Source organism: Pseudomonas sp. T1.Ur, from assembly GCF_023516725.1.
Taxonomy (GTDB): domain Bacteria; phylum Pseudomonadota; class Gammaproteobacteria; order Pseudomonadales; family Pseudomonadaceae; genus Aquipseudomonas; species Aquipseudomonas alvandae.
In genome coordinates, this window is the sequence record NZ_JAMGSN010000001.1 from 5,318,925 (window position 1) to 5,336,256 (window position 17,332).

At 61.1% G+C, this 17,332-nt stretch carries 17 protein-coding genes; 13 read left to right on the top strand and 4 right to left on the bottom strand.

All coding sequences use genetic code 11. From position 1 onward, the window contains the following. Window positions 1-7 precede the first annotated feature (7 nt). The 6 genes from M8Q45_RS23515 (at window position 8) to M8Q45_RS23540 (ending at window position 6,078) form a co-directional block, all read left to right on the top strand. A complete protein-coding gene (locus M8Q45_RS23515; protein WP_249876587.1) occupies window positions 8-1,201 on the top strand; it encodes an SfnB family sulfur acquisition oxidoreductase in 1,194 nt (397 codons plus the stop codon). Continuing rightward, entirely contained in the window at window positions 1,201-2,559 is a 1,359-nt protein-coding gene (locus M8Q45_RS23520) for an LLM class flavin-dependent oxidoreductase (protein ID WP_249876588.1), read from the top strand. The genes M8Q45_RS23515 and M8Q45_RS23520 overlap by 1 nt, the downstream gene beginning before the upstream one ends. Before the next feature lie 252 nt (window positions 2,560-2,811). Then, on the top strand, window positions 2,812-3,621 hold the full coding sequence (locus M8Q45_RS23525; RefSeq protein ID WP_249877384.1) for a MetQ/NlpA family ABC transporter substrate-binding protein: 810 nt from the start codon (window positions 2,812-2,814) through the stop codon (window positions 3,619-3,621). A 2-nt stretch (window positions 3,622-3,623) separates the two neighbouring features. Continuing rightward, the gene (locus M8Q45_RS23530; protein ID WP_249876589.1) at window positions 3,624-4,748 is read left to right on the top strand and encodes a methionine ABC transporter ATP-binding protein; all 1,125 of its coding nucleotides are present in this window, start codon (window positions 3,624-3,626) and stop codon (window positions 4,746-4,748) included. Continuing rightward, the gene (locus tag M8Q45_RS23535) at window positions 4,738-5,382 is read left to right on the top strand and encodes a methionine ABC transporter permease (protein ID WP_030140516.1); all 645 of its coding nucleotides are present in this window, start codon (window positions 4,738-4,740) and stop codon (window positions 5,380-5,382) included. Before M8Q45_RS23530 ends, M8Q45_RS23535 begins: the two co-directional genes overlap by 11 nt. A gap of 69 nt (window positions 5,383-5,451) precedes the next feature. Continuing rightward, window positions 5,452-6,078, top strand: coding sequence for a class I SAM-dependent methyltransferase (locus M8Q45_RS23540; RefSeq protein WP_249876590.1), 627 nt, complete (start codon window positions 5,452-5,454; stop codon window positions 6,076-6,078). A gap of 189 nt (window positions 6,079-6,267) precedes the next feature. Here the strand turns inward: M8Q45_RS23540 and M8Q45_RS23545 are convergent, their stop codons facing one another. Continuing rightward, window positions 6,268-6,834: a transporter substrate-binding domain-containing protein gene (locus tag M8Q45_RS23545; RefSeq protein ID WP_249876591.1), complete on the bottom strand. Its 567-nt coding sequence runs from the start codon at window positions 6,832-6,834 to the stop codon at window positions 6,268-6,270. A gap of 133 nt (window positions 6,835-6,967) precedes the next feature. Here M8Q45_RS23545 and M8Q45_RS23550 point away from each other — a divergent pair, with 133 nt between their 5' ends. Continuing rightward, window positions 6,968-7,393 (top strand): DUF4399 domain-containing protein, encoded by a 426-nt coding sequence (locus M8Q45_RS23550; RefSeq protein WP_181290259.1) that lies wholly within the window; start codon window positions 6,968-6,970, stop codon window positions 7,391-7,393. A gap of 111 nt (window positions 7,394-7,504) precedes the next feature. Here M8Q45_RS23550 and serA read toward each other — a convergent pair whose 3' ends face one another. After that, the gene (serA, locus tag M8Q45_RS23555) at window positions 7,505-8,734 is read right to left on the bottom strand and encodes a phosphoglycerate dehydrogenase (protein WP_039592617.1); all 1,230 of its coding nucleotides are present in this window, start codon (window positions 8,732-8,734) and stop codon (window positions 7,505-7,507) included. Between the two features lie 204 nt (window positions 8,735-8,938). Between serA and M8Q45_RS23560 the strand changes: the two genes are divergently transcribed. From M8Q45_RS23560 to M8Q45_RS23575, 4 genes are all read left to right on the top strand, one after another. Then, window positions 8,939-10,333: a D-2-hydroxyglutarate dehydrogenase gene (locus M8Q45_RS23560; protein ID WP_249876592.1), complete on the top strand. Its 1,395-nt coding sequence runs from the start codon at window positions 8,939-8,941 to the stop codon at window positions 10,331-10,333. Window positions 10,334-10,372: 39 nt separating this feature from the next. Next, window positions 10,373-11,038, top strand: coding sequence for a fumarylacetoacetate hydrolase family protein (locus tag M8Q45_RS23565; protein WP_217860963.1), 666 nt, complete (start codon window positions 10,373-10,375; stop codon window positions 11,036-11,038). 235 nt (window positions 11,039-11,273) lie between these two features. Then, the gene (locus tag M8Q45_RS23570) at window positions 11,274-12,200 is read left to right on the top strand and encodes an SdiA-regulated domain-containing protein (protein ID WP_249876593.1); all 927 of its coding nucleotides are present in this window, start codon (window positions 11,274-11,276) and stop codon (window positions 12,198-12,200) included. 121 nt (window positions 12,201-12,321) lie between these two features. Next, window positions 12,322-13,236 carry an SdiA-regulated domain-containing protein gene (locus M8Q45_RS23575; RefSeq protein WP_249876594.1) on the top strand — a complete coding sequence of 305 codons (915 nt, stop codon included), beginning with the start codon at window positions 12,322-12,324 and terminating at the stop codon, window positions 13,234-13,236. A gap of 142 nt (window positions 13,237-13,378) precedes the next feature. Here the strand turns inward: M8Q45_RS23575 and rpiA are convergent, their stop codons facing one another. After that, the gene (gene rpiA / locus M8Q45_RS23580; protein ID WP_249876595.1) at window positions 13,379-14,053 is read right to left on the bottom strand and encodes a ribose-5-phosphate isomerase RpiA; all 675 of its coding nucleotides are present in this window, start codon (window positions 14,051-14,053) and stop codon (window positions 13,379-13,381) included. 393 nt (window positions 14,054-14,446) lie between these two features. On the opposite strand from rpiA, the gene ilvA reads away from it, so the two are divergent. Together ilvA and M8Q45_RS23590 are read left to right on the top strand one after the other, a co-directional pair. After that, window positions 14,447-15,961, top strand: coding sequence for a threonine ammonia-lyase, biosynthetic (ilvA, locus tag M8Q45_RS23585; protein WP_249876596.1), 1,515 nt, complete (start codon window positions 14,447-14,449; stop codon window positions 15,959-15,961). A 45-nt stretch (window positions 15,962-16,006) separates the two neighbouring features. After that, window positions 16,007-16,432 carry a DUF2269 family protein gene (locus tag M8Q45_RS23590; RefSeq protein ID WP_249876597.1) on the top strand — a complete coding sequence of 142 codons (426 nt, stop codon included), beginning with the start codon at window positions 16,007-16,009 and terminating at the stop codon, window positions 16,430-16,432. Window positions 16,433-16,550: 118 nt separating this feature from the next. On the opposite strand, the gene M8Q45_RS23595 is transcribed toward M8Q45_RS23590, so the two are convergent. Next, a complete protein-coding gene (locus M8Q45_RS23595; protein WP_249876598.1) occupies window positions 16,551-17,207 on the bottom strand; it encodes a histidinol-phosphatase in 657 nt (218 codons plus the stop codon). Window positions 17,208-17,332 lie beyond the last annotated feature (125 nt).

Genomic DNA, 17,332 nt, shown 5'->3' on the forward strand with positions numbered 1-17,332 from the left:
GCAGCACATGACGCTTTCCCAACACGTCGCGGTGATTACCAGCGATGAACAAGCCCTGATTGTCGCCAGCGACCTGGCCGAAGACTTCAAGCGCGACAGTGCCCTGCGCGACCGCGAGCGGCGCCTGCCGCACCCGGAACTCGAGGCGTTCTCGCGCTCGGGCCTGTGGGGCATCAGCGTGCCCAAGGCCTATGGCGGCGCGGGCGTATCCAACGTCACGCTGGCCAAGGTCGTTGCGCTGATCGCCCAGGCCGACGGCTCGCTCGGCCAGGTTCCGCAAAATCATTTCTACGCATTGGAAGTGCTGCGGGTCAACGGCAGCGAAGCCCAGAAGCAGCGCCTGTACGCCGAGGTGCTGGCCGGCCAGCGATTCGGCAATGCCCTGGCGGAGCTCGGGACCAAGACGGCCCATGACCGCATCACCCAGCTGCGCCGTGACGGCGACGGCCATCGCATCAATGGTCGCAAGTTCTACGCCACCGGGGCGATCTATGCCCAGCGCATCCCTACATCGGTGGTGGACGAGGACGGAGTGCAGCAGTTGGCGTTCGTCCCGCGCAACAGCCAAGGCCTGACGGTCATCGATGACTGGAGCGGTTTCGGCCAGCGCACCACAGGCAGCGGCTCGGTGGTCTTCGAGGATGTCCAGGTCGGTGCCGAGGACATCGTGCCCTTCCAGAGCGCCTTCGAACGCCCCACCCCGGTCGGCCCGCTGGCGCAGATCCTTCACGCCGCCATCGATACCGGTATCGCCCGGGCCGCCTATGAGGACACCTTGCATTTTGTCCGCCACAAGACCCGGCCATGGATCGACGCCACCAGTGACGTCGCGACCCAGGACCCACACACCCTCAAGAGCCTCGGCCACCTGAGCATTCGCCTACACGCCGCCGAAGCCCTGCTGGAACGCGCCGGTGAATTCCTCGACCGCGCCCAGGCCGACACGAACGCAGAAACGGTAGCCGCGGCCTCGATCGCGGTGGCAGAAGCCCGGGCGATCAGCACGGAAATCTCCCTGGCGGCTGGCAGCACGCTGTTCGAACTGGCCGGCAGCCAGGCGACCCTGGCCGAACATGGCCTCGATCGCCACTGGCGCAACGCCCGGGTGCACACCTTGCACGACCCGGTGCGCTGGAAATATCACGCGGTCGGCAATTTCTACCTCAACGATGAAAAACCGCCGCTGCGGGGGACGATCTGATGGCGGCCGGCAAGAAAAAAATCCTCCTCAACGCGTTCAACATGAACTGCATCGGCCATATCAATCACGGCCTGTGGACCCATCCGCAGGACATGTCGACCCAGTACAACACCATTGAATACTGGACCGGGCTGGCCCAGCTGCTGGAGCGCGGATTATTCGACGGACTGTTCATCGCCGATATCGTCGGGGTCTATGACGTCTACCAGCAGTCGGTGGATGTCACGCTGAAAGAGTCGATCCAACTGCCGGTCAACGACCCGCTGCTGCTGGTCTCGGCGATGGCCGCCGTGACGAAACACCTCGGCTTCGGCCTCACCGCCAACTTGACCTACGAGCCGCCGTACCTGTTCGCCCGGCGCATGAGCACGCTGGACCACCTGAGTCGCGGCCGGGTCGGCTGGAACATCGTCACGGGTTACCTGGACAGCGCCGCGAAGGCGATGGGGCTCACCTCCCAAGTCGAACATGACCGCCGCTACGACCAGGCCGACGAATATCTGCAAGTGCTCTACAAACTGTGGGAAGGCAGCTGGGAAGACGACGCGGTGCTCAACGACCGCCAGCAGCGGATTTATGCCCAGCCAGAGAAGGTGCACAAGGTCCGGCATCAGGGCGAGTTCTATCAGGTCGAAGGCTATCACCTCTGTGAACCGTCGCCCCAGCGCACACCCGTGCTGTTCCAGGCCGGCAGTTCGGAGCGGGGCCTGCTGTTCGCCGGACGCCACGCCGAATGCGTGTTCATCAGCGGCCAGAACAAACCGGCGACCAAGGTCCAGGTGGACAAGGTCCGGGCCAGTGCCATCGAGGCCGGGCGCAACCCCGAGGACATCAAGGTGTTCATGGGCCTGAACGTGATCGTCGGCGAGACCGAAGCAGCGGCCTGGGCCAAGCATGCCGAATACCTGGGCTACGCCAGTGCCGAAGCCGGGGTGGCGCATTTCTCCGCGTCGACGGGCATCGATTTTTCCGAGTACGAATTGGACGAACCGATCCAGTACGTGAAGAGCAACGCCATCCAGTCCGCCACCAAGACCCTGCAAAACAACGACTGGACCCGCCGCAAGCTGCTGGAGCAACACGCCTTGGGCGGTCGCTATATCACCGTGGTCGGCTCGCCCGAACAGGTCGCCGATGAGCTGGAATCCTGGATCGCCGAAACCGGCCTCGATGGCTTCAACCTGACCCGCATCGTCACGCCGCAAAGCTACGTGGACTTCATCGACCTGGTGATCCCCGAGCTGCAGCGACGCGGGTCATACAAGACCGAATACGAGAACGGCCCACTGCGCGAAAAGCTGTTTCACGCAGGGGCTCATTTGCCCGAACGGCACACCGGCTCAACCTACCGGCACTGACCCTGTGACGAGGAAGCTTGCACATGCTCGGTTCTGTAGGAGCTGGCGGAGGCTCGGGCCGCGTTCGGACGATCTTTTGATCTTGATGTTTCGCTCTCGATTCAATCGGCAGGGGAGAGATCGCAGCCTCGTTGCACTCGGCAGCTCCTACGCGGCTCCTACACAGTTCTTATGCAGTTCCTACAGGCCCAGCGGGAGCAAGCTCCCTCGCCACGAAAGCACATGACTCAATCACTGACTGGAATATCCGACATGACCAAGCACTTCCTCACCCTGCCAGTCAAAACGCTGGCCCTGGCCCTCGGCCTGTTCAGCTCGGCACTGTTCGCCGCCGACGCCCCGCTGAAAATCGGCACCACCGCCGCCTTCGCCATTCCCTTGGAGGCAGCGGTGCAAGAGGCCGATAAACAAGGCCTGAAGGTCGAGCTGGTGGAATTCAGCGACTGGATCGCGCCCAACGTCAGCCTCGCTTCGGGCGACATCGACGTGAATTACTTCCAGCACATCCCCTTCCTGGAAAACGCCAAGGCCGCCGCAGGTTTCAACCTGGTGCCGTTCGCCCCGGGCATCATCAACAACGTTGGCCTCTATTCGAAGCAATACAAAAGCTTCGCCGAGCTGCCCGAAGGCGCCAGCGTCGCCATTGCCAACGACCCGATCAACAGCGGACGTGGCTTGCAACTGCTGGCCAAGGCCGGGCTGATCACGCTCAAGCCAGGGGTCGGCTACAAAGCCACCGAAGATGACATCGTGGCCAACCCGAAGAAGCTCAAGATTCTGCAAGTCGAAGCGGTACAACTGGTGCGCGCCTATGAAGACGCCGATCTGGTGCAGGGCTATCCGGCGTACATCCGCTTGGCGAACACCTTCGATGCGACGTCCGCGTTGCTGTTCGACGGCCTGGATCACAAGGAGTACGTCATCCAGTTCGTGATCCAGCCCAAGAGCAAGGACGATCCACGGCTGATCAAATTCGTCGATATCTACCAGCACTCGCCCGCTGTGCGCGCAGCCTTGGACAAGGCCCACGGCAAGCTCTACCAAGCCGGTTGGGAAGGCTGAACATGAGTGCCGTCAACGCTCGACTCCGTCATGACGCCCCTGCGCCCCACATCGCCGACCAGACCGAGCTGCACCCAGAATTGAACCGTGCCCACGTGCGCTTCATCGGCCTGGGCAAGACCTACCCTGGCACCCAGGGCCCGGTGGCCGCGCTGCAAGGCATCGACCTGGCGATCCAGCGCGGCGAGGTATTCGGCATCATCGGCCGCAGCGGCGCGGGCAAGTCATCACTGATCCGCACCATCAACCGCCTCGAACAGCCCACCAGCGGGCGCGTGCTGATCGATCAGGTGGACATTGGCGAATTCAACGAAGATCGGCTGGTGGAGTTGCGCCGACGCATTGGCATGATCTTCCAGCACTTCAACCTGATGTCGGCCAAGACGGTGTGGCAGAACGTCGAGCTGCCGCTCAAGGTGGCCGGCGTGCCCAAGGAACAACGCCAGCAAAAGGTGCGCGAACTGTTGGAGCTGGTGGGTCTGCAAGCTAAGCACGGCGCCTATCCGGCGCAGCTCTCGGGCGGTCAGAAGCAGCGTGTCGGGATTGCCCGGGCGCTGGTCCATGACCCGCAGATCCTGTTATGCGACGAGGCCACCTCGGCGCTCGATCCGGAGACGACTCAGTCGATCCTCGGTTTGCTGCGCGAAATCAACCAGCGCCTGGGCCTGACCATCGTGCTGATCACCCATGAAATGGCGGTCATCCGCGAAGTCTGCGACCGGGTGGTGGTGCTCGAACAAGGGCGGATCGTCGAACAGGGGCCGGTCTGGGAAGTCTTCGGCAACCCGCAACATGACGTCAGCCGGACGCTCTTGGCGCCGTTGCAGCACGCACTGCCCGAAGCGTTGCAAAGCCGCTTGCAACCCCATCCAGCATCAGCGGACGCGGCCACGGTGCTGCGCCTGCAATTCACCGGCGCCACGAAGGATGACCCGGACCTGGCAGCCTTGTTCAGCGCCCTCGGTGGGCGGGTGCGCCTGCTCCACGGCGGCATCGAACGGATTCAGGGCCACGGGCTGGGACAGTTGCTGCTGGCGGTAAGCGGCTCGGCCTGGAGCGCCGACGAGTTGCGTCAGCGCGCGGGCAATTGGGCACAACAGGTGGAGGTGCTGGGTTATGTGGTTTGATCGGTTATTGCAGGGCTTCATCGACACCTTCCTGATGGTCGGCGTGTCGTCATTGATCGCGTTGCTGGCGGGTATTCCGCTGGCGGTGATCCTCGTCACGAGCGGCAAGGGTGGGATTTATGAAGCGCCGGCCTTGAACAGGGCTTTGGGCGCGTTCGTGAACCTGTTCCGCTCGATACCCTTCCTGATCCTGATGGTCGCGCTGATTCCCTTCACCCGCCTGATCGTCGGCACGACCTATGGCGTGTGGGCCGCCGTGGTGCCATTGGCCATTGCGGCTACGCCATTTTTTGCGCGTATCGCCGAAGTCAGCCTGCGGGAAGTCGACCACGGCCTGATCGAAGCAGCCCAGGCGATGGGTTGCCGGCGCTGGCATATCGTCTGGCATGTGCTGCTGCCCGAAGCGCTGCCCGGCATCGTCGGCGGCTTTACCATCACGCTGGTGACGATGATCAACTCCTCGGCCATGGCCGGCGCGATAGGCGCCGGCGGCCTCGGCGATATCGCGTATCGGTATGGTTACCAGCGTTTCGACAGCCAGATCATGCTCACGGTGATCGTGTTGCTGGTGGCGTTGGTGGCGGTGATCCAATTGGGCGGGGACCGGCTGGCGCGGGGGTTGAACAAGCGCTGAAGAGCGCTTCATTTGTGTGGGCGAGCTTGCGGTATAGTCGTCGAACACTCCTATCCAAAGCCAGCGACCATGAAACACAGCGCCGACGACCTGCACACGATCACCGCCACCACACTGGGGCATTACAACGCCGTGGCGGAAAGCTTTCGCGAAGGCACCCGCGATCACGATGTCAGCCAGAACATCGACGCCTTGTTGCGACACATTCAAGGCCAGCCGCCGCTGCACATCCTCGATTTTGGCTGCGGTCCGGGACGAGACCTGCGCACCTTCACGGCCATGGGCCACGTCGCGGTGGGCCTCGACGGGTCCGAGGAGTTCGCGCGCATGGCGCGCCAGGACAGCGGCTGCGAGGTCTGGCAACAGGATTTCCTGCAACTGGACCTGCCGGCGGCGCGTTTCGACGGGGTCTTCGCCAACGCCGTGCTGTTTCACATTCCCGTCCAGGAACTGCCCCGCGTCCTCCAGCAATTGCACGCCACGCTCAAGCCCGGCGGCGTGCTGTTCAGCTCAAATCCCCGGGGCGAAAACCAGGAAGGCTGGAACGGCCAGCGCTTCGGCGCCTACCACGATCTCTCGGCCTGGCGCACGCTGCTCACGGCGGCGGGTTTTGAGGAGTTGGAGCATTACTACCGGCCAGCGGGGCTGCCGCGGGAGCAACAGCCTTGGTTGGCGAGTGTTTGGCGCAAGATTTGAAATCGGTTCTATAACGAGGTTGTGCCTAGCTCTTGTGGCGAGGGAGCTTGCTCCCGCCGGGCCGCGAAGCGACCCCGATCCGGTTGATGTGATTTTCCAGACAGACCCGCGTCAACCGCTTTACGACGGCTGCGCCGCCGAGCGGGAGCAAGCTCCCTCGCCACAGAGATTGCACTTGTCCACGGATGTTCAATCCTGCTTGACCAACCACTTCTGCGTCAGCTGCTCCAAGCGCCCGTCATCCTTGATACGCCCCAAGGCATTGTCCACGCTGGCCTTGAACGCCGGGTTGCCCTTCTGGAATGGAATCACCAGGTTCGGCGCCGGCCCCTTCTTCTCCTCGGGCTGGAAAGACTGCGCCAGGACCAGCGGACGTTGCGCCTCTTCCTTGCTCGCCAACAGTTGCGCATCCGGCTGGCTATAAGTGGTGCTGGTGTCGAAACGTTCCGCCAGTTCCGGGGTCATTGCTATGTGGTTGATGGCGACGTCGTACTTGCCGCTTTCCACGCCGGACAACAGATCCGCGGCATCGGTAACGACGAAATCAGGCCGGACATCGAGCTCTCCCGCAAGCATTTCACCCAGCTCCACTTCGAAACCGGTGAGCTTGCCGTCCTCCTTGAAATTGAACGGGGCGGTGTTGGCCTCAAGGGCGATTCGCAACTCGCCACGGTCGTTGACGTCGTCGATCAGTTCCGCATGGGCCAGAGGGCTCAACAGGGGTAGCAGGCAGATCAGGCCAGGCAGGAAACGCATGGTCACTCCTAGGTTTTTATACAAGCGAGGCTCGTTTCAGGCTCGCTTTGCTATGGTTATTGCAGCCTTCGACAACGATTGGTCATGAAGTTGTCATGACCATACGGATTTCATGGAAAAACTGGAGAAAAAAATGAAAAGCTTTATGTCACGTGCCGCGTTGACCGGTCTGTTGCTGGGAGCCTCGATGCTGGCGACAGCCGCAACCCCGGCCCCCAAAGGCGCAGAAGTGTTCATCGTTTCCCCTGAAGACGGCGCCACCGTCAGCCAAGAGTTCAAGGTCAAGTTCGGCGTCAAGGATATCGCCCTGGCCCCGGCGGGCGACACGACCAAAAACACCGGCCATCATCACCTGCTCATTGATGTGGACAAACTGCCGGCCGCAGGCGCGCCGATTCCGACCGACGCCAACCACATGCACTTCGGCAAGGCGCAAACCGAGGCCACCATCAAGCTGGCGCCGGGCAAGCACACCTTGCAGTTGATCCTGGGCGACAGCGGCCATATGCCGTTCGATCCATCGATTGTGTCCGAGAAGATCACAGTGAATGTGAAATAACACCGTATCGACTGACACAACGCCGCTCCCACAGGGGATTGATGGGCTGTCAGGCAAAAAAACGGGAGCCCCCTGCGGGGCTCCCGTTTTTTTATTGCAAGCCCAGCCTGATCAGAACAACACGCGGCAACGAATGGTGCCGTTGATGTGTTGCAGCTTCTCCTGCGCCAGGTCCGAATATTCGGCATCGACGTCGATCACGACGTAGCCGACTTTCTCGTTGGTCTGCAGGAACTGGCCGGAAATGTTGATGCCGTTTTCGGCGAAGACCTTGTTGATCTCGCTCATCACACCCGGGATGTTCTCGTGGATGTGCAGCAGGCGGTGCTTGCCAGGGTGAGCCGGCAGGGCCACTTCCGGGAAGTTCACCGACGATACCGACGTACCGTTGTCGCTGTACTTGACCAGTTTTTCCGCCACTTCCAGGCCGATGTTGGCCTGGGCTTCGGCAGTGGAGCCGCCGATGTGCGGGGTCAGGATCACGTTGTCCAGGCCACGCAGCGGGCTTTCGAAGATGTCGTCGTTGGAGCGTGGCTCCACCGGGAACACGTCGATCGCAGCGCCAATCAGATGCTTGTCCTTGATTGCTTCGGCCAGGGCATCGAGCTTGACCACGGTGCCGCGAGCGGCGTTGATCAGGATCCCGCCCTTCTTGATGGCGCGGATTTCCTTCTCGCCGATCATCCACTGGGTAGCCGGGGTTTCCGGCACGTGCAGGGTGACAATGTCGGACATGCCCAGCAACTCGTGCAGGTCGTTGACCTGGGTGGCGTTGCCCAACGGCAGCTTGGTCACGGTGTCATAGAAGAACACCTGCATGCCAAGGCCTTCGGCCAGTACCGACAGCTGCGTGCCGATCGAGCCGTAGCCGACGATGCCCAGCTTCTTGCCGCGGATCTCGAAGGAGTTGGCCGCGCTCTTGATCCAGCCGCCACGGTGGCAGGAAGCATTCTTCTCAGGGATGCCGCGCAGCAGCAGGATCGCTTCGGCCAGCACCAGTTCGGCAACGGAACGGGTGTTGGAATACGGCGCGTTGAACACTGCGATGCCGCGCTCGCGCGCTGCGTTGAGGTCAACCTGGTTGGTGCCGATGCAGAAGCAGCCGACCGCGACCAGTTTCTTGGCGTGGTCGAAGATCTCTTCGGTCAGTTGAGTACGGGAGCGAATACCGATGAAGTGAGCATCGGCGATCTTTTCCTTGAGCTGGGCTTCCGGCAGAGAACTGGTGATGTACTCGATGCTGGTGTAGCCCGCCGACTTGAGGACGTCGACAGCCGATTGGTGGACGCCTTCGAGAAGAAGGAACTTGATCTTGCTCTTATCGAGAGAAGTCTTGCTCATCTGCGTAAACCTGTGTCCCGGAGAAAAATGGCAGGGAATCGGACAGCCTGGGCTGGCCCGACCGGCGTGACAGCCGTCGCCGCAGAACAGCCGTTGGGCACTACGCTGCGGGGTCGGTATGCTAGCATATGCCCCCCGCAAACACCCATTCCTGCGACGTGAAGCGTTCTCAGGATGACCATGAATTGTTCGAGAGTTCTGTCGATGACCAATCCTGCCGTGATAGATGAGCTGAAGACCCTGGTTGAGCCTGGCAAGGTCCTGACCGATGCCGACTCCCTGAATGCTTACGGCAAGGATTGGACCAAGCATTACGCGCCCGCGCCGACCGCCATCGTTTTCCCCAAGACCACCGAGCAAGTCCAGGCCATCGTGCGCTGGGCCAACGCGCACAAGATCGCGCTGGTGCCATCGGGCGGGCGTACCGGGCTGTCCGCGGCCGCCGTGGCGGCAAATGGCGAAGTCGTGGTGTCATTCGACTACATGAACCAGATTCTCGACGTGAGCCTGACCGACCGCACCGCCGTGTGCCAGCCGGGCGTGGTCACCGAGCAATTGCAGAACAAGGCCGAAGAGCACGGCTTGTATTACCCGGTGGACTTCGCTTCCGCCGGTTCCAGCCAAATTGGCGGCAATATCGGCACCAATGCCGGCGGAATCAAGGTCATTCGCTACGGCATGACCCGCAACTGGGTGGCGGGCATGAAGGTCGTCACCGGCAAGGGTGACGTGCTGGAACTGAACAAGGACCTGATCAAGAACGCCACCGGCTACGATTTGCGGCAATTGTTCATCGGCGCCGAAGGTACCCTCGGCTTCGTGGTCGAGGCCACCATGCGCCTGGACCGCGCCCCGAAGAACCTCACCGCCATGGTGCTCGGCACGCCGGACTTCGATTCGATCATGCCGGTATTGCATGCCTTCCAAGGCAAGCTCGACTTGACCGCCTTCGAATTTTTCTCCGACAAGGCCCTGGCCAAGGTCCTCGGTCGTGGCGATGTTCCCGCGCCGTTCGAAACCGACTGCCCGTTCTACGCCCTGCTGGAATTCGAAGCCACCACCGAAGAAGTCGCCAACCACGCCCTGGAAACCTTCGAACACTGCGTCGAGCAGGGTTGGGTGCTCGATGGCGTGATGAGCCAGAGCGAAACCCAACTGCAAAACCTGTGGAAGCTGCGCGAGTACATCTCCGAAACCATCTCGCACTGGACGCCTTACAAGAACGACATTTCCGTGACCGTTTCAAAAGTACCGGGCTTCCTGCGGGAAATCGACGCGATCGTCGGCGAACACTATCCGGACTTCGAGATCGTCTGGTTCGGCCACATTGGCGACGGCAACCTGCACCTGAACATCCTCAAGCCGGAAAACCTGAGCAAGGATGAATTCTTCGCCAAGTGCGCGACCGTGAACAAATGGGTCTTCGAAACCGTCGAGAAATACAACGGCTCGATTTCCGCCGAGCATGGCGTGGGCATGACCAAGCGCGACTACCTGACCTATAGTCGTTCGCCAGTGGAGATCGAATACATGAAAGCCGTGAAGGCGGTGTTCGACCCGAACGGCATCATGAACCCGGGCAAGATTTTTGCGGTTTGACCAATAAACACCTGAAATCGAAAAGGCAGGAGTCGGTAAATGAGCTATCAGCACCAGTATGTCGACGGTACGCGCATTCATTTCCCGGTGGGAAAAGTAGTCTGCATCGGGCGTAACTACGCCGAACATGCAAAGGAACTGGATAACCCGGTGCCCACCGAACCCTTGCTGTTCATCAAGCCGGGCAGTTGCGTGGTGCCGCTGGAGGGTGGCTTCAGCATCCCGGCCGACCGCGGCGCGGTGCACTACGAGGCAGAAATCGCGGTGCTGATCGGCAAGCCGTTGTCCACCCGGCCCAGCGCTGAAGAAGTGCTGGACGCCATCTCCGGCTTCGCCCCGGCCCTGGACCTGACCCTGCGGGACAAGCAGGCCGAGCTCAAGGCCAAGGGCTTGCCGTGGGAAGTCGCCAAGTCTTTCGACGGTGCGGCGGTGATCGCCCCGTTTGTTTCGAAGGATACCTTTGCCGACCTGGCGGACATCCCGGTTCGCCTGACCATCAATGGTGAAGTGCGCCAGGACGGCAACAGCAACCTGATGCTCAACCCCATCGTGCCGATGATCCAATACATGGCCGGCTGCTTCTCGCTGCAGGCCGGCGACGTGATTCTCACCGGCACCCCGGCGGGCGTCGGGCCGCTGAATGCAGGGGACGAGCTGGTCCTGGAATTGCCGGGGGCGAGCCGCTTCGAGAGCAGCGTTCGCTAACGGCCAACCTGTACCACCACTCCTGTGGGAGCGAGCTTGCTCGCGATAGCGGTCTATCCGACACTTTAATATTGGCTGACACACCGCTATCGCGAGCAAGCTCGCTCCCACATGGGGATAGGTGAAGGCCTGCTCTACCATTTACCGTTTTTTTCACATGCCATCCGGATAATTCCGGGGATTGCGGCATCTGAGCCTGCCAATCCCCCGTGCGAATTTCTGGAACGCATCCCCGATGGCCAAGACCCAAACCCTGCCCACTTCCCCCCGACGCGCTCGCTTTGGCTTGCCTTGGTATGCCTGGCTGTTGCTGGGGGCCGTCGCTGCCTACGGGCTGGCATTCGCAATGCATTGGGATGACCGAGGCCTGCTCTGGGTGTCCGAACGTTTCGAAAGCCCGGCCCAGCGCCAGGAAAGTGTCTGGCTGCCGGATTACCGCGCCGTGATCGATGCCAAGCCCCTGCCCGGGATGGAAAAGGACGAAGCCTCGGACGTGACCTACAACCCGCAGACCAAAACCCTGTTTGCGGTCATGGGCAAGAACCCGTTCCTGGCGGAACTGAGCCTGCAGGGGGACGTGCTGCGCAAGATGCCTTTGGTGGGCTGGGGTAATCCCGAAGGCGTGGCCTACATGGAAGACGGCCTGCTGGCCATTACGGATGAGCGAAAGCATACCCTGTCGATCGTGCAGGTCGATGCCCAAACGCAAACGCTGGACAGCAAGGACTTTCCCAAATACGACCTTGGCCCATCGAAGAACCAGAACAAAGGGTTCGAGGCAGTCGTCTGGGATCCCCGCAACCAGCAACTGGTGCTGGGAGAAGAGCGCCCACCCGCCCTGTTCACCTGGAAAAGCGATGGCAGCCAATCGCTCAAGGGCGACAAGCAGATCCATGTGAGTAACGAGCTGGATCTGCGCAACCTCTCGGCCCTGGCGATCGATCCTCGCACCGGTCATATGCTGGTATTGTCCGCCGACTCCCATCTGCTGCTGGAACTGGATGAAAAAGGTGATCAAGTCAGCTTCATTACACTGCTGGGTGGCTTCAACGGCCTGAAAGACACGATCCCACGCGCCGAAGGGGTCACCGTCGATGAAGCAGGCAATCTTTACATGGTCAGCGAACCCAACCTGTTCTATCGTTTTGAAAAAACACGCTGACCGCGCGAACTCTGTAGGATAAATCGTCCTTCGCTGTAGGGTGTGGCACACAGCCATTAAGCTTCAGTTCAGGCAGTCGTGGTATTTCCAACCACCTGTTCTCATCCGAGCCCACCCCCACATGCGTCGACTCGCCCGCCCCAAGCCCTTGATCCTGATATTGCTGACGCTGGCGCTGATCCTTCTGATCGCCGCCGGCCAGCACCTGCGCCTGTTCGAGCGCACCTGGTTCAACCTCAATACCTATTGGAAACCCACCAGCGAAGAGGCCATCGCCCTGGACCAATACCGGGTCACGGTGGAGGCGCAGGTGATCGACGGCCTGGACGATGACGTTTCAGCACTGACGTTCGATCCGATCCGCAAGAGCCTATTCACCGTGACCAATAAAAATGCCGAGCTGATCGAGCTGTCGCTGGACGGCAAGATTTTGCGGCGCATCGCCCTGGTCGGCTTTGGCGATTCTGAAGCGGTAGAATTCATCAGCGAAGACACTTACGTCATCACTGACGAGCGCCAGCAACGTCTGATCAAGATTCACCTGGAAGACGACACTCAATTCCTCGACGCCGCCGACGCCGAGCAGATGACCCTCGGCGTGCACATGCGCAGCAACAAGGGGTTCGAAGGGCTGGCCTATGATTCGGTGGGCAAGCGCCTGTTTGTGGCCAAGGAACGCGACCCGATGCTGATCTATGAAGTACACGGTTTCCCCCACCACAACCCGGAGAAATCCTACGCGGTCCATGTGGTCAACAACCCCAAGCGCGACGCCGGATTGTTTGTCCGCGATCTCTCAAGCCTGCAATACGACGAACGCAGCGGCCACCTGCTGGCCTTGTCCGATGAGTCGCGGCTGATCATCGAGCTGGATATCGACGGACGGCCGCTGAGCACGCTGTCGTTGAACAAGGGTCGCCATGGACTGGAAAAAACCATACCGCAGGCCGAAGGCCTGGCCATGGACGACGATGGCAACCTGTATGTGGTGAGCGAACCGAATTTGTTCTATGTGTTCAAGAAGCCGCAGCCTTGAACCACTTACCCTGAACTACAAACCAATGTGGGAGCGAGCTTGCTCGCGATGGCAGTGTGTCAACCAACAGCAGTGTGTCGGATAGACCGCCATCGCGAGCAAGCTCGCTCCCACAGGGTTCGGTGTTGAATCAGCCCGGCTTTTACTCAGCCCGCAGGGTCTTCACCCCGTCAGCCGTCCCCAACAACAGCACATCCGCCGGACGGGCAGCGAACAGGCCATTGGTGACCACACCGACGATGGCATTGATCTGGCTTTCCAGTTCCACCGGATTGGTGATCTGCAGGTTGTGCACATCGAGGATGATGTTGCCGTTGTCGGTCAACACACCCTCGCGATACACCGGGTCGCCCCCCAACTTCACCAACTGGCGCGCAACGTGGCTGCGAGCCATCGGGATGACTTCCACCGGCAGCGGGAACGCGCCGAGTACCGGTACCAGCTTGCTGGCATCGGCGATGCAGATGAACGTCTTGGCGACGGCCGCGACGATTTTCTCACGGGTCAATGCCGCGCCGCCGCCCTTGATCAAGTTCAGGTGCGCGTCGCTTTCGTCGGCGCCATCGATGTAGAACTCCAGGTCGCTCACGGTGTTGAGCTCGTACACCGGGATGCCGTGGCCCTTGAGGCGTGCGGCGGTGGCTTCGGAGCTGGCGACCGCGCCATCGAACGCACCCTTGTGCCGCGCCAGCGCGTCGATGAAGCAATTGGCGGTAGAGCCGGTGCCCACCCCGACGATGCTCTTGTCATCCAGTTTCGGGAGGATGAGGTCGACAGCGGCCTGGGCCACGGCCTGTTTGAGTTGATCCTGGGTCATGCGGGCTCCGAAGGTGCCGAGAGGGAACGAAAGGCCGGCATTATAGGCGCCGAAAAGGCCTTGGTCATCGCCTGATTGGTACCGATCCCGCCGAGGCCGCAGGAGCTGCATAGCCACCATGTAGGAGCTGCGTAGGAGCTGTGTAGGAGCTGCCGAGTGCAACGAGGCTGCGATCTTGTCCCAGACAATTGAGTCGAAAGCGAAAGCGAAAGATCAAGATCAAGATCAAGATCAAAAGATCGCAGGCTTCGCCAGCTCCTACAGAGCCGAGCGGGAGCAAGCTCCCTCGCCACGGGGGTTCCTGCGCTCAAAGTGCCTTAATTCGTGTGGTCGCCCGGCCAAAAGCCGGGTTAGACTCCTTGGCCCTGCCCAACCCGCTCAGTGATGCTTCCGATGCTTGAACAGTACGTCAAAAAGATCCTCACCTCGCGCGTTTACGACGTTGCCGTGGAAACCCCGCTGCAGACCGCTCGCCAGCTCTCCGAGCGGCTGGGCAACGAAGTCTGGCTCAAGCGCGAAGACTTGCAACCGGTGTTCTCGTTCAAGATTCGCGGGGCCTACAACAAGCTGACCCAGCTCAGCGACGAAGAGCGCGCCCGGGGCGTGGTCACCGCGTCGGCGGGCAACCATGCCCAGGGCTTGGCGCTGGCCGCCAAGGTGCTGGGGGTGAAAGCCACCATCGTCATGCCCAAGACCACGCCGGAAATCAAGGTCGAAGGCGTGCGTTCCCGTGGCGGCAAAGTCGTGCTGCATGGCGACTCGTTTCCTGAAGCCCTGGCCTATTCACTGAAGCTGGTCGATGAGAAAGGCTACGTCTACATCCACCCGTACGACGACCCTCACACCATTGCCGGGCAGGGCACGGTGGCGATGGAAATCCTGCGCCAGCACCCAGGGCGTCTCGATGCGATTTTCGTCCCGGTGGGCGGTGGCGGGCTGATCGCAGGGATCGCGGCCTATGTGAAATACCTGCGTCCGGAGATCAAGATCATCGGCGTCGAACCGGACGATTCCAACTGCCTGCAAGCAGCCATGGCCGCTGGCGAGCGCGTGGTCCTGCCGACCGTGGGCCTGTTCGCCGATGGCGTGGCCGTGGCGCAGATCGGCCAGCACACCTTTGATATCTGCAAGCACTACGTGGATGAGGTCATCACCGTCAGCACTGATGAGATCTGCGCTGCGATCAAGGACATCTACGACGATACCCGCTCGATCACTGAACCTGCCGGTGCGCTGGGCGTTGCCGGGATCAAGAAATACGTCGAGACGCGCGGCATCAGCGGCCACACCCTGGTGGCCATCGATTCCGGCGCCAACGTCAACTTCGACCGCCTGCGCCATGTGGCCGAACGCGCCGAGCTGGGTGAAGGCCGCGAAGCGATCATCGCCGTGACCATCCCCGAGAAGCCAGGCAGCTTCAAGGCGTTCTGCGAAGCCATCGGCAAACGCCAGATCACCGAATTCAACTACCGCTACAACACCGGCAGCGAAGCACACATCTTCGTTGGCGTGCAGACGCACCCGGAAAACGACCCACGCAGCAAGCTGATCGCCAGCCTGACCGAGCAGGGTTTCCCGGTGCTGGACCTGACCGACAACGAACTGGCCAAGCTGCACATTCGCCACATGGTCGGTGGCCACGCCGCTCACGTCATTGACGAAGTGGTCCTGCGTTTCGAATTCCCGGAACGCCCGGGGGCGCTGTTCAACTTCCTCAACAAGCTGGGCGGGCGTTGGAACATCTCGATGTTCCACTACCGCAACCATGGCGCGGCGGATGGCCGCGTGGTCGCCGGGCTGCAAGTGCCCCACGATGAACGCCACCTGGTTCCGGCCGCCCTGGAAGAAATCGGTTACCCGTACTGGGACGAGAGCGACAATCCGGCCTATCAGCTGTTCCTGGGTTGATAAAGCCGGACTAGGCTGTGAGCAAGACTTAAGGAAAATCCAACCATGGAAACATTGACTGCGCTGAAGATCGCCCACGGCATCGCCACCGTATTGCTGCTGGCGGGCGCCCTGGGGCTGGCCGTCTGGGTCTGGCGCACGCGCCGCAACGGCGATGCCACGGCCGCCGCGCGCACGCTGCAACGTCCACGGCTGTTCATCTGGCTGGTGATGATCCTGGCGCTGGCGAGCCTGCCCTTCACCGGTTGGTGGATGGTTCATCAAGTCGGCTGGCCACTGGGGCAGACCTGGCTGCTGGCTTCCAGCGTGCTTTACACCTTGGCGGCGCTGGCGGGGTTCTGGCTGGTGGTGCGACTGAATAAATTGCGCAAGGCACCGGGCGGCAGCGGGAAGTTTACCTTTGCCCTGGCGCTGTTCAGTGTTGTCTGCTTTGTTGCCATTGCGGGGTTGATGGGGGCCAAGCCGGTTTAAGGCTTTGGACCGCGTCGCTTTTATCGCGAGCAAGCTCGCTCCCACAAAGGTTGCGTGATCGACGCAAATCCCCTGTGGAAGCGAGCTTGCTCCGGGCGGCGATCCGACGATAGCTATATCAGCCGCGCAACGAAATCACCGGCCAACCACGCTTCTCGGCCTCGGCCCGAAGATTCGGATCCGGATCCACCACCACCGGATGCGTCACTGCTTCCAACAGCGGCAAGTCGTTCATCGAATCGCTATAGAAGTAGCTGTCCTCCAGCGAATACCCGGTTTCCTCCAACCAGCGGTTCAACCGGGTCACCTTGCCCTCGCGGAAACACGGGATATCGGTGCTGCGCCCGCTGTAGCGCCCATCGATCATTTCGCATTCGGTGGCGATCAGGGTTTCGACCCCGAGGCGTTCGGCAATCGGGGCGGTGACGAAGCGGTTGGTGGCGGTGATGATCACCAGTTTGTCGCCGGCGTCGCGGTGTTTTTTCAACAGCTCGATGGCTTGGGGCAGCACGATCGGCTCGATGCAGTCGCGCATGTAGTCCAGATGCCACTGCGCCAGTACTTCCATCTCGGTGCGGCCGAGGATTTCCAGGCAGAAGTTCAGGTATTCGGCATTGTCGAGCTTGCCGGCCAGGTAGTCCTGGTAGAACTCATCGTTGCGTGCCTTGTACGTAACGGCATCAAGGAAACCGCGTTCACACAGGTAATCGCCCCACGCGTGATCGCTGTCGCCACCCAACAGTGTGTTGTCCAAGTCGAATAAAGCCAGCCGCATTGCAGTTACTCGCTGAAAATTCTGAAGAAAGGCGTCCAGAATACGGACTTTTCACAAGAGTGCACATAAGCTAGGGACGCTCGTTGCTGCTTTCACAACCTTTGTGGAACAATGCGGCGACATGC